The organism is Roseovarius lutimaris (genome assembly GCF_900115165.1).
Taxonomy (GTDB): domain Bacteria; phylum Pseudomonadota; class Alphaproteobacteria; order Rhodobacterales; family Rhodobacteraceae; genus Roseovarius; species Roseovarius lutimaris.
Genome location: NZ_FOVP01000004.1, coordinates 61659 through 76288, shown reverse-complemented (window position 1 = coordinate 76288; position 14630 = coordinate 61659). Strand labels below are relative to the sequence as shown.

14 protein-coding genes are annotated in these 14630 nt (G+C 60.1%); 8 read left to right on the top strand and 6 right to left on the bottom strand.

The annotated features are described in order from the left end of the window. The first annotated feature begins 121 nt into the window (after window positions 1–121). The 6 genes from aroA (at window position 122) to ade (ending at window position 7505) form a co-directional block, all read left to right on the top strand. A complete protein-coding gene (gene aroA, locus BMZ91_RS04670) occupies window positions 122–1468 on the top strand; it encodes a 3-phosphoshikimate 1-carboxyvinyltransferase (protein WP_092835267.1) in 1347 nt (448 codons plus the stop codon). A 336-nt stretch (window positions 1469–1804) separates the two neighbouring features. Next, entirely contained in the window at window positions 1805–2470 is a 666-nt protein-coding gene (locus tag BMZ91_RS04665) for a hypothetical protein (protein ID WP_245736206.1), read from the top strand. Window positions 2471–2589: 119 nt separating this feature from the next. Beyond that, the gene (locus BMZ91_RS04660; protein ID WP_092835522.1) at window positions 2590–4638 is read left to right on the top strand and encodes an ASKHA domain-containing protein; all 2049 of its coding nucleotides are present in this window, start codon (window positions 2590–2592) and stop codon (window positions 4636–4638) included. Between the two features lie 149 nt (window positions 4639–4787). Next, window positions 4788–4925, top strand: a complete 138-nt coding sequence (locus BMZ91_RS21370; RefSeq protein ID WP_177193790.1) for a hypothetical protein — start codon at window positions 4788–4790, stop codon at window positions 4923–4925. A gap of 127 nt (window positions 4926–5052) precedes the next feature. Beyond that, complete coding sequence (locus BMZ91_RS04655) at window positions 5053–5706, top strand: hypothetical protein (protein WP_143076300.1); 654 nt, start codon at window positions 5053–5055, stop codon at window positions 5704–5706. Window positions 5707–5810: 104 nt separating this feature from the next. Next, window positions 5811–7505, top strand: coding sequence for an adenine deaminase (gene ade, locus BMZ91_RS04650; RefSeq protein ID WP_092835261.1), 1695 nt, complete (start codon window positions 5811–5813; stop codon window positions 7503–7505). Here ade and BMZ91_RS04645 read toward each other — a convergent pair. Further along, complete coding sequence (locus BMZ91_RS04645; protein WP_092835258.1) at window positions 7502–7738, bottom strand: Lrp/AsnC ligand binding domain-containing protein; 237 nt, start codon at window positions 7736–7738, stop codon at window positions 7502–7504. The two genes, ade and BMZ91_RS04645, sit on opposite strands and share 4 nt — an antisense overlap. 88 nt (window positions 7739–7826) lie before the next feature. Next, window positions 7827–8252, bottom strand: coding sequence for a tellurite resistance TerB family protein (locus BMZ91_RS04640; protein ID WP_092835520.1), 426 nt, complete (start codon window positions 8250–8252; stop codon window positions 7827–7829). Window positions 8253–8372: 120 nt separating this feature from the next. Between BMZ91_RS04640 and BMZ91_RS04635 the strand changes: the two genes are divergently transcribed. Beyond that, the gene (locus BMZ91_RS04635) at window positions 8373–9947 is read left to right on the top strand and encodes a lysine--tRNA ligase (RefSeq protein ID WP_092835256.1); all 1575 of its coding nucleotides are present in this window, start codon (window positions 8373–8375) and stop codon (window positions 9945–9947) included. A 121-nt stretch (window positions 9948–10068) separates the two neighbouring features. Then, complete coding sequence (locus BMZ91_RS04630; RefSeq protein ID WP_092835254.1) at window positions 10069–10473, top strand: c-type cytochrome; 405 nt, start codon at window positions 10069–10071, stop codon at window positions 10471–10473. A gap of 13 nt (window positions 10474–10486) precedes the next feature. Here the strand turns inward: BMZ91_RS04630 and BMZ91_RS04625 are convergent, their stop codons facing one another. The 4 genes from BMZ91_RS04625 to BMZ91_RS04610 all read right to left on the bottom strand — a co-directional run bounded on the left by BMZ91_RS04625 (window position 10487) and on the right by BMZ91_RS04610 (window position 14467). Continuing rightward, complete coding sequence (locus tag BMZ91_RS04625) at window positions 10487–11338, bottom strand: ABC transporter permease (RefSeq protein ID WP_092835252.1); 852 nt, start codon at window positions 11336–11338, stop codon at window positions 10487–10489. 13 nt (window positions 11339–11351) lie between these two features. Beyond that, entirely contained in the window at window positions 11352–12212 is an 861-nt protein-coding gene (locus BMZ91_RS04620) for an ABC transporter permease (RefSeq protein WP_425441543.1), read from the bottom strand. Further along, entirely contained in the window at window positions 12209–13312 is a 1104-nt protein-coding gene (locus tag BMZ91_RS04615) for an ABC transporter ATP-binding protein (RefSeq protein WP_092835248.1), read from the bottom strand. Before BMZ91_RS04615 ends, BMZ91_RS04620 begins: the two co-directional genes overlap by 4 nt. A gap of 75 nt (window positions 13313–13387) precedes the next feature. Continuing rightward, a complete protein-coding gene (locus BMZ91_RS04610; protein WP_092835246.1) occupies window positions 13388–14467 on the bottom strand; it encodes an extracellular solute-binding protein in 1080 nt (359 codons plus the stop codon). Window positions 14468–14630 lie beyond the last annotated feature (163 nt).

Here is a 14630-nt window from a genome sequence, read left to right as displayed (position 1 = left end):
TAAATACTCCCGCCGGAGGCGTCCCTTCGGCGGGCCAAGATCGCGGCGCTTGCGAGTCATGGACGCAGCGCCGTGATTGCGCTATCAGGCGGTTGACCCAACGTTTCCAAGAGGCACACCCATGTCCGGCCACGCCACCCCCATTCGCATGACATCGCATAAATCCGGACCGCTGAGCGGTCAGGCGGATGTGCCCGGCGACAAATCCATCTCGCACCGCTCGCTTATTCTTGGCGCGTTGGCGGTTGGTGAAACCGTGATCACCGGCCTTCTGGAAGGCGAGGATGTGCTTGATACCGCGCGCGCCATGCGCGCCTTCGGTGCCGAGGTGACCCGTGACGAGGTCGGCACATGGCATGTGCATGGCGTCGGCGTCGGCGGATTTTGCGAGCCTGAGACTGTGATTGATTGCGGCAACTCGGGCACCGGCGTGCGCCTGATCATAGGCGCGGTGGCGACCTGTCCGATCACCGCCACCTTTACCGGCGATGCCAGCCTCAACAAACGCCCGATGGCGCGGGTGACCGACCCGCTGACGCTGTTTGGCGCAAGGGCGGTGGGGCGATCGGGGGGGCGACTTCCGATGACGATTGTCGGCGCGGCTGATCCGGTGCCGGTACGCTATACTGTGCCGGTGCCCTCGGCCCAGGTCAAATCGGCCGTGCTTTTCGCCGGGCTCAACGCGCCGGGCCAGACCGTGGTGATCGAGCAGGAGGCCACCCGAGATCACACCGAGCGGATGCTGGCCGGGTTCGGGGCCGAGATCGTCACGCAAGAGACGGACGAGGGCCGCGTTATCACCCTGACCGGCCAGCCCGAATTGAACCCCCAGACCATTGTCGTGCCGCGCGATCCAAGTTCGGCGGCGTTTCCGGTCTGTGCGGCGATCATAACGCCCGGCTCGGATGTGCTTGTGCCCAATATCGGTCTTAACCCGACGCGCGCGGGCCTGTTTACCACGCTGCGCGAGATGGGCGCGGACCTCAGCTATGAAAACCCGCGCGAAGAGGGAGGCGAGCCCGTGGCCGACCTGCGCGCGCGGTTCTCGCCAGACCTCAAGGGCATTGAGGTGCCGCCCGCACGGGCAGCCTCGATGATTGACGAATACCCGGTCCTGTCGGTGGTGGCCGCCTTTGCCCAAGGCAAGACCGTGATGCGCGGCGTCAAGGAATTGCGCGTCAAGGAAAGCGACCGGATCGAGGCGATGGCCGCAGGGTTGCGCGCCGGTGGTGTCGAGGTTGAGGATGGCCCCGATTGGTGGATCGTCACCGGTCTTGGCCACGGCAATGTGCCCGGCGGTCAAACCTGCGCCAGCCATCTTGACCACCGGATCGCCATGTCCTTCATGGTGATGGGCATGGCCACGCAAGACCCGGTCAGCGTTGATGACGCAAGCCCGATCGCCACATCGTTCCCGATCTTCGAGGGGCTGATGGCCGATCTTGGGGCGGATATCCGGCGCGATTGAACGGGGCGAGGTCAGGCCGCCTTCGGCGAGAGTATTTGTGCCAAGAAGAAGATGAGGGCTCGCACGAAAGCGATCTCTTAGGATGACCGCGCGGGCCGATATCTTGCCTAGGAATTATCGTCGCGGTGTGATGGAAAAGCCGTGCTATGGCCAGGATGCGCTGCATGCGCGCGGTGGTGATTGATCGTGCCACGCGCGCGCCCAGTCTTGATGGGGACCGGCAGGCCGTTCGCGATTGGTTGAAAAGACCGTGATCACCCGGTGATTCACTTGGTCAAGCCGATGCAATACGCCTAGACTCACTTTATGGATGAACGCCCCCCTCCCCGGAAAATCATGCCCGCCCCCCCCCCGGTCAAACTGGGTATCGTGCGGACCCTTGCGCGCTTGGCCGTTGTTGTTGTCATCATAATTGTTTTGCACAACTTTTTCATCCGCGCAGAGGCATGGATTTCGGCTAGCCAATATAGCTGGGCGATGCCGGGCCTGACGCTTGCGGTATTGTTCCTTTATGCGCTGATGATTGCCATTCCCTTTGTGCCGGGGGTCGAGATCGGTCTGTCGGTTCTGGCGCTGAGCGGGCCGGATGTGGCGCCGATGGTCTGGATTGCCACCACTCTTGGTCTGTCGCTGGCCTATATGGCGGGGTGCAAGGTGCCCTATCGCTGGCTGCACCGGGTGTTTCTCGACCTGCGCCTGACCGGGGCCTGTCGGTTGCTCAAGCGGTTCGAGGATCTACCGCCCAAGGGACGGGTGGTGTTCCTGCAATCGCAATTGCCCACGAGGTTTGGGCCCCATCTGTTGCGGTTTCGCTATCTGGCGCTGGCGATCCTGATCAATATTCCGGGCAATTCGGTGATTGGCGGCGGTGGCGGAATCGCGCTTTTGGCGGGGGTGTCGGGGCTTTTTCGAGTGCCGGCCACCGTTCTGACGATCGCGCTTGCGACGGCGCCGGTGCCGCTGGCGATCTGGCTTTTCGGCTGGGAAATTCCCTGGAACTAGGCGCAAGGGACATGCGATGCCGCCAAGGGGATATTTTCTGACGGTTGCGGGCTGTTCGCGGCGTGCGAATAGCCTATGTTCAAGCCGCAAGACGCAGGCCAATGAACAGGATTCTCACCATGTCGAATGATCCCCTTGTCGTTTTCACCCCTTCGGGCAAGCGCGGGCGGTTCCCAAAGGGAACGCCGGTTCTGACGGCGGCGCGGCAGTTGGGCGTTGACCTTGATTCGGTCTGTGGCGGGCGCGGAATTTGTTCCAAATGCCAGATCACGCCGGGTTATGGCGAGTTTTCCAAACATGGCGTGAGCGTGCATGAGGACGCCCTGTCAGAATGGAACGGCGTCGAGCAGCGCTATCAAGACAAGCGTGGCCTCAAGGCCGGTCGTCGGCTTGGCTGTCAGGCGCAGATCATGGGCGATGTGGTGATCGACGTGCCGCCCGAAAGCCAGGTTCACAAACAGGTGGTGCGCAAGGCCGCCTCGGCCCGCGTGATCGAGATGGATCCGGCGACCAGGCTTTACTTCGTCGAGGTCGACGAGGCCGATATGCACGAGCCGACCGGCGATCTGGAACGTCTGGCGCGCGCCCTGCGCGAGCAATGGGATATCCCTGCCATCCGCGCCGACCTTAGCCTGTTGTCCAAGCTTCAGCCGGTGCTGCGCAAGGGCAAATATCAGGTGACCGTCGCGCTGCACAAATCCCACAATGACACAGTGGCGCGGGTGCTTGAGATTTGGCCGGGCCTGCATGAGAGCGGGTTGTTTGGCTTGGCGATTGATCTTGGCTCGACCACGGTTGCGGCGCATCTGACCAATCTTGAAACCGGCGAAGTGGTGGCAAGCTCTGGCATCATGAATCCGCAGATCCGCTTTGGCGAAGACCTTATGAGCCGGGTCAGCTATTCGATGATGAACCCCGGTGGCGACAAGGAAATGACCGCCTCGGTGCGCGACGCGCTTAACACTTTGGCCGAGGAAATCGCCAAGGAGGCCGGGATTGATGCCGCGCTGATCGTGGAAACGGTGTTTGTCTGTAATCCGGTCATGCATCACCTTTTGTTGGGGATTGATCCGGTTGAACTGGGGCAGGCGCCATTTGCCTTGGCGACCTCGGGTAGCCTGTCGCTGAATGCCAGAGAGCTTGACCTGAGCGTGATCAATCCGCGCGCGCGGGTCTATATTCTGCCCTGTATCGCGGGCCATGTGGGGGCCGATGCCGCCGCCGTCGCGCTGAGTGAAGAGCCGGGAAAATCCAAGGATCTCGTGCTTGTTGTGGATGTCGGCACCAATGCCGAGATCCTGCTTGGCGACACGACCCGCGTGCTGGCCTGTTCTTCGCCCACCGGCCCGGCCTTTGAGGGCGCGCAGATTTCCAGCGGTCAGCGGGCCGCCCCCGGCGCGATTGACGCGATCAGGATTGATCCGATCACCAAAGAGCCGCGTTTTCGCGTGATCGGAAGTGATCTTTGGTCCGATGAAGACGGGTTTGAGGCCGCCACCGAGGGCAGCGGGATCACTGGCATCTGTGGCTCTGGCATCATCGAGGCGGTGGCCGAGTTGCGTATGGCCGGATTGCTGGATGACAGCGGTCTTATCGGCTCGGCAGAGGCGACGGGTACGGACCGCATGATCGCCGAGGGGCGCACGCATGGCTATCTTATTTATGATGCCACCGATCAGGGCGGGCCGCGCATCACCGTGACCCAAGGCGATATCCGTGCCATTCAGCTTGCGAAATCGGCGCTTTATGCCGGGGCGCGCCTATTGATGGACGAGCGCGGCGTCGACAAGGTGGATCGCGTGGTGCTTGCCGGGGCATTTGGCGCCCATATCAGCAGCAAGCACGCGATGGTTCTTGGCATGATCCCCGATGTGCCGCTTGAGAAAGTCACAAGTGCGGGCAATGCGGCGGGCACCGGTGCGCGGATCGCGCTCTGCAATGTTGCCGCGCGCGTCGAGATTGAGCGGGTGGTCGGTGAAATCACCAAGGTCGAAACCGCGATTGCGCCGAAGTTTCAGGAACATTTCGTGGCCGCCAACGCGATCCCGCACAAGACCGACCCGTTCCCGGAACTGGCCAAGATCGTTGTCTTGCCGAGTCCCAACTTTAACACCCGTGGTGATGACGGGGCTGGTGATGGCGGGCGGCGCAGGCGGCGGCGCTCGTAGGGGCGCGGGACTTTCACCGCGTTTTCAGAATAGGCTCTTCACGTCCGCGTGATCCGGTTAAGAGCCGGGTCGCAATATATGCTGTTTTAGAGGGTAAAAAGTGAAGAAACCGATTATTTTGAGTATCTGTGCCGTTCTTCTTCATGGATATGAAGGGGGCCGCAGGCGATGAGGCGCGCGCCTATCAACGCCGCAATGAGGGCCTAGTGACGCGTTATAACAGCAAGGGCTGCAAACCCGAAATCCGCATTCAGGAGAAAAAGCAGGCGGTTGCGAAAGCCGACTAAGCGGCGCGCAGCCCAGGCAGGATTGGCCATTTTCTGCCATTTTTGGGGTCACAAAAAACAACTCTTGGTAGAAGTCGCTGTCCGAGTAATACTTAAGGTATTTTTTGGATAAATCTGGAGTCATACCATGAATAATTTCTGCGAAAAGGAAGCCTTCTTTACTCAAAACACCTCACCGAAAACGTTTAAGCGCGTCAGAATGCTGGTTTGTACAGGGATTTTTGCCTTGATATTGCCAGCCTCTCTTATGGCTTGTCCCGCCAAGCCACCGACGGATTTCACCGATTTCATCGAGAGCGAGATCCCGACGGGCCCTGTCGGCGACAGCGCCGAGGTCGATATTCAAATCAACGGTTTGGTTGCGAACGGGAGTGCGGCAGGTGACAGTTGCGGCGCGGCTATTTTGCTGCCCGAGGGCATGACAGCCATTGCCGTGCGGGCCATCAATGAAGAGACTGGCAAACCGGCCGGATTTGAAGAGTTCCGTCTTGATGCGCGCGCCAGCCGCAATTTCTGTGGCGGTAAGGTGAAGGGGTGTGTTGCCTTCGTTGCCAAGGTTGGCAAATCCGGGCTGAAAGAAGGGACGCCTATCAGGTTGGTGGTGGAAACCCTGGCTGAAAACCTACGGCGGCCAGGTGATACGGCACAGCTGGCCGGGCGGGTTGCCAGGGATGCTGTGGTCATGCTGGGCGGTGCAGATGCCAAGCACCAGCCTTATCACCATCTTAGCGTTTTCCGGCTGCCGGGCTTGCGGGTAACGCTTTCTGACAGCCGTAAGTAGGGCTGTCGGGCTTACCTGGTGCAAAAGACCAGCACGCTTGGGGTTGCTGAGCGACGATCAAAGGCCGAGGATGCTTTTATGCAGAGCAACCGGAGGCTGTGGTTATGGCGAAGCTTGAAACGCGGATCGCGCAGGGCCGGGGTGATGCCCCGGCCGATCTGGTGCTGCGCGGTGGCGCGGTATTTGACCTGATCACCGGGGCGATGATCCCCGGCGATGTGGCGATTTGTGGCGATACGATTGTTGGCATAGGTGCCGATTATGAGGGGCGCGAGGTGCTTGATGTGACCGGTCTCACGCTCGTGCCCGGCTTTATCGACACACATCTGCACATCGAAAGCTCGCTTGTGACGCCGTTTGAATTCGACCGCTGTGTGACCCCGCATGGGGTGACGACGGCGATCTGTGATCCGCATGAAATTGCCAATGTCATCGGGCTTGACGGCATACGTTACTTTCAAGAGGCCAGCACCCGCACGGTGATGGATATCCGGGTGCAATTGTCGTCCTGCGTGCCCTCGACCGACATGGAAACCGCCGGTGCCGAGATTGACGCCGCGGCCCTCGCCGAGGTGATGGGGCACCCCTCGGGCATCGGGTTGGCCGAGTTCATGAACTATCCCGGCGTCATTCACCGTGACCCTGCTGCGATGGCCAAGCTGGCGCTGTTTGAGGGCGGGCATATCGACGGGCATTGCCCGCAATTGTCGGGGCGCGATCTGAATGCCTATTGCGCCGCGGGTATCCGCACAGAGCATGAGGCAACCACCGCCGAGGAGGCGCGCGAGAAGCTTCAAAAAGGCATGCGTGTGCTGATCCGTGAGGGATCGGTGAGCAAGGATTTGATCGCGCTTCAGCCGGTTTTAACCGATATTACAGCGCCTTACATGTGCCTGTGTACCGATGACCGCAACCCGCTCGATATCGCCGAAGAGGGCCATCTTGATCACATGATCCGGACCCTGATTGCGCGCGGTACGCCGGTTTTGGCGGCCTATCGCGCCGCGTCTTTGTCCGGCGCCGAGGCGTTCGGCCTCAAGGATCGCGGCCTGATCGCACCCGGCAAGCGCGCCGATATCGTCGCGGTTGGATCGCTTGAGGCCTGCGATGTGCAACGGGTGCTTTGTGCAGGGAAACCTGCCGATCCGGTCGCATTTGAGGCGCGCGGCACGCTTGCCCCGGTGGCGCGCGGGTCGGTCAAGGCCCCGAAGGTGAGCGCCCAGGATTTTCGCAGCGCGGGCAACCGCGAGAACACCCATGTGATCGGCATTGTCGAAGGCAAGATCATCACCGAACACCTGATTGAGGACATCGCCATCGAGGATGGCGACAAGCGCCCCGATGTGGCGCGCGATCTGGCGCGGATCGCGGTGATCGAGCGTCATGGCAAGAACGGCAATATCGCCACTGGCTTTGTGCGCGGGTTCGGCATCACTGCGGGCGCGATTGCCTCGACCGTCTGTCACGATCACCACAATATCGCCTGTGTCGGCGTCGATTACGGCGATATGGCGCGCGCGGCCAATCGCCTTGGCGAGATCGAAGGCGGCTTTGTCGTGGTGCGGGATGGCGAGGTTCTGGCCGAACTGGCGCTGCCGGTGGCGGGGCTGATGAGCCTTGAGAGCTTTGAGGTGGTGCGCGACCGCCTGATTGATCTGCGCGCGGCGGCCAAATCGCTTGGGGTCGGGTTGCAGGAACCGTTCTTGCAGCTGGCGTTTCTGGCGCTGCCGGTGATCCCGGCGCTCAAGATCACCGATCGCGGGCTGGTCGATGTGACCCGGTTCGAAATTCTCAGCTAGAACGCCTTGAAGGTCAGCGTTGTCTCGGTCCGCTCGATATTGTCGATATCAAGCAGGTTCTCGTTGATATAGTGGCCGACATCGGCGTTGTCCGGGATGTAGAGTTTCAGCAAAAGATCAAACGGGCCACTGATCGAGTAAAGCTCGGAATGGATTTCGCGCAGGGCGATTTCCTCGGCGACGCGATAGGACGTGCCGGGCTTGCAGCGGATATTCACGAAAACACAGCGCATCTGAAAACCTCTTTTTGTGGCTGGGCATAGTTAATCACCGAACAGCCAGAAATGGAAACCGGGAAATGTCCCTGATCCTCTATCCGGATCATAACGTCATGTGGCGGGCCCGCGCGCCGCGCTCGATCGCGGCGGCATGAAGACGGTCGATGTCTAGTTCATAGCGCAGCTCTTCCAAAAGCCGCAACTCGCGTTCATTGAGTTTGCCATCTGCCGCGCCTACGTCACAAGCGAGGGCATAGGCGGTCTCGTTCAGGCGTTCGGGAAGGTTGGCGCGGATGAGACCAAACAGCGCATCAAGCCCTTCTTCAACGGTAAACAGGTCAAAAACCGTCTGCGACATCACGCCAAGCCGGTCCATATCGTAATCTGCAAAGATCGGCAGATGGTTGACAGCGCTTTCGATTTTCACCAGCTCGGCGGTTCGCATGTCTTCATCCGAGGCCGAAACGGCAATCATGATGGCCACAAGGCAATCCTGCGGGGTGAGGGAATGTTCGATCTGCTCGGTCATGGTTCGGCCTTTCAGGCTTGCGCTGTTGCGGTGCAGAATATTGACTGTTGCCCGCCCCGGCAATAGGTAGCGGCCAAGCCTTGCCGGTCTTTCGGCAAAGCGAATCCTGGAGAATGCCCGATGTCTGATCTGCGTGACGCTGCTATGAATTCGAAAGCCTGGCCTTTTGAAGAGGCGCGCCGCGTGCTCAAACGCTATGAAAAGGCGCCGCCGGAAAAGGGATATGTGCTGTTTGAAACCGGTTATGGCCCGTCGGGCCTGCCGCATATCGGCACCTTTGGCGAGGTGGCGCGCACCACGATGATCAAGCGCGCCTTTGAGGTCATAAGCGATATCCCGACGCGGCTGATCTGTTTTTCCGACGATCTTGACGGCATGCGCAAGGTGCCGGGCAATGTGCCCGACCCCGAGGCACTTGCCGAGCATCTGCAAAAACCGCTGACAAGCGTACCCGATCCGTTTGGAACCCATGATAGCTTTGGCGCGCATAACAACGCCATGTTGCGCCGGTTTCTTGATACCTTTGGATTTGAATATGAGTTCATTTCGGCCACCGAATTTTACGGCTCTGGCCGCTTTGACGAGGTTCTGCTGCGCGCCGCCCGCGAGTATGACAAGGTCATGGCAATCATGCTCAAGTCCTTGCGCGAAGAGCGCCAGCAGACCTATTCGATCTTTCTGCCTATCCATCCCGAAACCGGCCGCGTGCTTTATGTGCCGATGAAAGAGGTGAATGCCGCCGAGGGCACCATCACCTTTGACGATGAGGATGGCCGCGAATGGACCCTGCCGCTTACCGGCGGCAATGTGAAACTTCAATGGAAGCCGGATTTCGGCGCACGTTGGGCCGCGCTTGGGGTCGATTTCGAGATGTACGGCAAGGATCATTCCGCCAATACCCCGATCTATGACGGAATTTGCCGGGTTCTGGGCGGGCGCGCCCCCGAGCATTTTACTTACGAGCTGTTTTTGGACGAAAATGGCCAGAAAATCTCGAAAAGTTCGGGCAATGGCGTGTCGATCGATGAATGGCTGACCTATGCCGCCACCGAGAGCCTGTCGTATTTCATGTACCAGAAACCGAAAACCGCCAAGCGGATGCATTTCGATGTGATCCCCAAGGCGGTTGACGAATATCACCAGCAGTTGCGCGCCTATGCCGGGCAGGATGCAACCGCGCGACTGAACAATCCGGTCTGGCATATCCACGGCGGCAACGTGCCCGAAAGCCATATGGTGGTGTCTTTCTCGATGCTGCTCAATCTGGCCTCGGTCGCCTCGGCGCGGGACAAAGAGGCGCTCTGGGGCTTTATCCGCCGCTATGCGCCCGACGCCAGCCCCGAGACCCACCCCGACATGGATGCCGCGGCGGGCTATGCGTTGAAGTATTACGAGGATTTCGTCGCACCGGCCAAAACATATCGCGCGCCGAATGACCTTGAGCGCGAGGCGTTGACTGATCTACGTGATCAGCTTGCGGGTTATGACGGCCCGGTTGAGGATGAGGCTCTTCAGAGCATCGTTTACGGCGTCGGTCGTGACCGGTTTGATCCGCTGCGCGACTGGTTCAAGACGCTCTACGAGGTGCTTTTGGGCGCAAGTCAGGGACCGCGCTTTGGCGGGTTCATCGCGCTTTACGGGGTCAAGGAAACCGTGGCGCTGATCGACCGGGGGCTGGCGGGCGATCTGTCCTGAGCGGGGGCGCCTTTGATTGCACCGATTCCGTCGCGCGGTTAGACTGCGCGTAACGCCTGTTCGCTTGCGTCAGATCAAAGCGATGCAATGACAGGGCGGCTATCAATAAGGCAGGGAGAGCATGATGAAATACCTGATCGGATTTGGACTGATTGCGGCGGTTGCCGCCTGTGTGCAAAGCGCCACGATGCCCGACGCCAGCGAAGGTGGCGCGATTTTTGCCGAGAATTGCGCGCAATGTCATGGCGTCGGCGGCAAAGGTGATGGGCTCTGGGGCAAGGGGATGAAGCCCGCGCCTGCCGATCTGACCCAACTGTCGCCGGGTGGAGAATTTCCGCGCGCGCATGTTCTCTCGGTCATTGATGGCTATGACCGCACCGGCCTTCCGGGGCAGGAAATGCCGGAATTCGGCCTGTTGCTTCAGGGCGAAACCGTCCCTGTGGATGTTGGAGACGGGGTGATGACCCCAACCCCGCGCCCCTTGGCGGCATTGATGGCCTATCTGCAAAGCATTCAGCAGGGCTAGGGGCGCGCAAGCCTCAGGCTTTGCGCTGAAAGGCGATCATCACCAGGGCAAGACAGGACGACCCCAGCATCAACAACAGCGACACGGCGTTGAGAAGCGGGGTCGACCCCTCTTTAAGCCTGTCAAACATCGCGATGGTCAAAGGCGCGTCAGAGCCGACAAGCATCAAGGTGGTGTTGAAGTTCTCAAAGCTCATCAGGAACGCCACCACAAAGGCCCCAATCATCGCCGGCATGAGGTAGGGCAGGGTGATCGTGCGGATCGCCGTCAGCCGGCCCGCGCCAAGGTTCAGCGCGGCCTCTTCTAGCGTGCGGTCAAACTTTTGCAACCGCGCCGAAATCACCAGCGTGGCGATGGTTGTGATAAAGGAAAACTGCCCCAGAACCACCAACACAAGACCGGGGCGCAGGGCGGTGATATCCCACTTGGTCGCATCCCATGCGGCATTGGCCACCGTGCTGGAAAACACCAGAATCGAGATGCCAAGAACGATGCCGGGAATGACCAGCGGCAAGAGCATCAGCACATATAAAAACCCGCGCCCGCGAAACTGATATCGGTTGAAGAGAAACGCATTGGTCGTGCCCACCGCCAACGATAGCGCCGAGACGCACAAGCCCACAAAGGCTGAGGTGCCGATCGCGCGCAGGATCGGGCGTTCATGAAAGACGCCGATCTGCGGGCGCGCATCGCCGAAGAACCAGTTCCAGGTAAAGCCCTCCCAGGGCAGCGAGGGAAACTGGCTATCGTTGAAGGCAAAGACCGCGACCACCGCGAGGGGCAGGCCGAGATAGACGAAAAACAGCACGATATACCCGGTATAGATGACCCGGTAGGCGCGCGGTTGCGGCATCGAAGGTATCATCGCACCGGCCCCCTCAACCCATTGTCTTTTCTAACGTCTGACCGGTCAGGCGCAGCATGCCCCAGACGATGACAGACGACAGGATCAACAGCATGAACCCAAAGGCGGCGCCCAATTCCCAGTTAAAGCGCACGATGAATTGCGAATAGATCAGTTCGGTGAACCACAGGCTGTCCTTACCGCCAAGCATGGTCGGCGTGAGGTAATTGCCGAGGCTGAGCATGAAGACCACGATCGACCCCGACACGATGCCTGGCGTGGCATGCGGGATGATAATCTCGCGCAGCACGCTAAAGCCATTACCGCCAAGGTCATAACCCGCCTCGATCACCGCGTCGTCAAGGCTTTCAAGGGTGGTGACAAGCGGCACCACCATGAACAGCATCGAGGTATAGACAAGCCCGACCATCATCGCCGCATCATTGTAAAGCATCTCGACCGGGCCAGAGGCAAGGCCGAGATATTGCAGCAAGGTGGAAATCAGCCCGGTTTCACGCAGCAGGATCATCCAGCCGAAGGTGCGCACCAGTTCCGACACCCAGAACGGCACCAAACAGAGCAGAAACAACGAGGATTGCACCCGGCCCCTGGCGATCTTGGCAATGTAGAACGACACCGGAAAGGCGATCAAAAGGGTGATCACCGTGGCCAGCACCGACATCACCGCCGTGCGCATGAAGGTGCGCAGGTAAAGCGGCTCGCCAAAGAAGGTCAGGTAATTGGCCGGGCTGGTGGCATATTGCCCGACGCCCACCCGTTCGCGCAGCGACAGCAACAACATGTCGATATGCGGGATGATGATCAGCAATGTCAGCCACAGCAAAAGCGGCGTCAGCAGCAGGATAAAACCAAGGCGGGCTCCGGCCTGCATCACATGGCCCCCGTCAGGCCAAAGCAATTGCTGTGCTCACCGGACCAGCCGATATGCACCGCGTCACCGCGCCCAACATCGGAAAACTCGCCCGACTGTGGCAATGTCACCTCGATCTCGGGGCCACCTTCCGCCGATTGCACAAGGATACGGCTGGCCGCGCCATTGAACAAAAGGCTGGTCACCTGACCGTTCAGCCGGTTGTCGAAATGCGCCAGATCGGCGTCGGACCGCGCGAGGCGGATCGCCTCGGGGCGCACGAAAATCTCTGCGCGATCCCCGGGTGCAAGGCTCCGGTCATGGGCGTTGGCGCGCATCAAAAGCCCGCCATCGGTGCGCAGCGCAAGCGTGCCACCGGCAACCGTTTCAACCTTGCCGGACCAGCGATTGCTGTCACCGACAAACCCCGCGACAAAGGCGGTGTCGGGGCGATAGTAAAGCTCTTGCGCGGTGCCGATCTGTTCGAACCGCCCGGCATTCATCACCGCGATCTGATCGGACATCACAAGCGCCTCTGACTGATCATGGGTGATATAGACGAATGTCGTGTCAAACGCCGCCTGAAGCGCCTTGAGCTCGATCTTCATATGCTCGCGCAGCTTGAGATCAAGCGCACCAAGCGGTTCATCCAGCAACAACACATCAGGTTCAAGCACCATGCAGCGGGCAATCGCCACGCGCTGTTTCTGCCCCCCCGACAGCTCGTCAACCTTGCGGTTGGCAATATCGGGAAGGCCGATGCGATCAAGCACCTCGCCCACCTTGCGGGTGATCTCGGGTTTGAGCAGTCCCTTGCGGCGCAGGCCATAGCCGATGTTGTCGGCAATATTCATCATCGGGAAAAGCGCAAGGTGCTGGAACACCATATTCACCGGCCGCTTGTTGGGGGGCACATCAAGCACCGATTTGCCCTTGATCCGGATATCGCCGCTGGTCGGCGGCAAGAACCCGGCAATCATCCGCATGATCGTGGTCTTGCCACAGCCCGACGGCCCGAGAATGGAAAAGAACGACCCCGGCGGTACGGAAAATGACACGTCATCAACGGCAAGGCTTTGGTCGAACCGCTTGGTCAGGGCGCTGCATTCCAGATCGGGGGTCATGGGCATTCCGGGAAATAAATCAAAAAGAAACGGCACCCGCGCGAAAACGGGTGCCGCAAAGGGAGGGGTTGCGCGTTACTTGGCGGCCTGTACCCGGTCAAGCACGCCACCTTCGATCACTTCAAGACCGGCGGGGACGGGCGGATACCATTTGATGTTATCCACGGCTGCGGGCGAAAAGCTTGCCTGATAGCGGGCTTTCAACTCGTCCGAGGCAAATTCATCCGCGCCTTTCGAGGCGGTGAAATTACCAGCCACGGCGGTGATTTGCGCGGCGACCTCGGGCTGCATCACATAGTTGATCCAGTCATAGGCGGCCTGATCGGCGCCGCCCTTGGCGGGCAGAACGAAGGTGTCGATCCAGCCAAGCGCACCCGAGGCAGGGGCGACAAAGGTGATGTCGGGATTGTCGGCATTCAGCTTCCAGCCGCCGGTATCCCAAGCCATCGAGGCCACCACTTCGCCAGAGCGCAGAAGGTTCATCAGCTCGTCACCGCCGCCCCAATAGGTTTTCACATTGGGCTTGCAGTCCTTGAGCTTGGCCTCGACCTTTTCCATCACGGCGGTATAGGCGGCCTCGTCGCCGTAGGCGGCAAAGGGATCAAGACCCATCGCAAAGGCAAACCCGATCAGCGTTGGGCGCTTGAGCCGATAAGAGACCTTGCCTGCCACATCGGCGCTGCAAAGGTCGGTATAATCCTTGACCCCGGGCGCCTTGGCGGTGTCGACCACAAGGCCGCTGGTGCCCCAGACATGCGGCACGCCGTAAACCGCGCCATCGACGGTGGTGTTGCCCTTGGTGGCGGCAAGCATCGAGGGAATGAACTGGCTCTCGTCGATTTTCGACAGGTCCATCGGCTTGTAGATGCCGAACTCGGCCTGCGGGCCGGCAATGCGGTCCTGGCTGGGCTGGGCAAGATCAAAGCCGCCACCACCGGTGGCGCGCAGCTTGGCGATCATTTCCTCGTTGTTGGACAGGGTCACCTCGACGGTATGGCCGGTTTCGGCCTCGAAGGCGGCGACCACGTCTTCGGGCGCATAGCCGCCCCATGTCAACAGGCGCAGCGTGTCGGCGCTGGCGGTTTGGGCAAGCCCCGCGATGGTCAAGGCCACCACGGATGTTGCCAGTTTAAGACGGTTTGAGAGCAGTGTCATGATATTCCCTTTTGGACAGATTGATTCTGGTTCTCTTGTTTCGCCGCAGCTTGCGGTTTTTTTCCCGATTGGTCAAATTCAATGTTCGACCGACGCGCGACAATGTTCGTTTATGTGCGAAAGTGCCGGGTCACGCGCATGGATTACGCGCGTTTGATGTGAG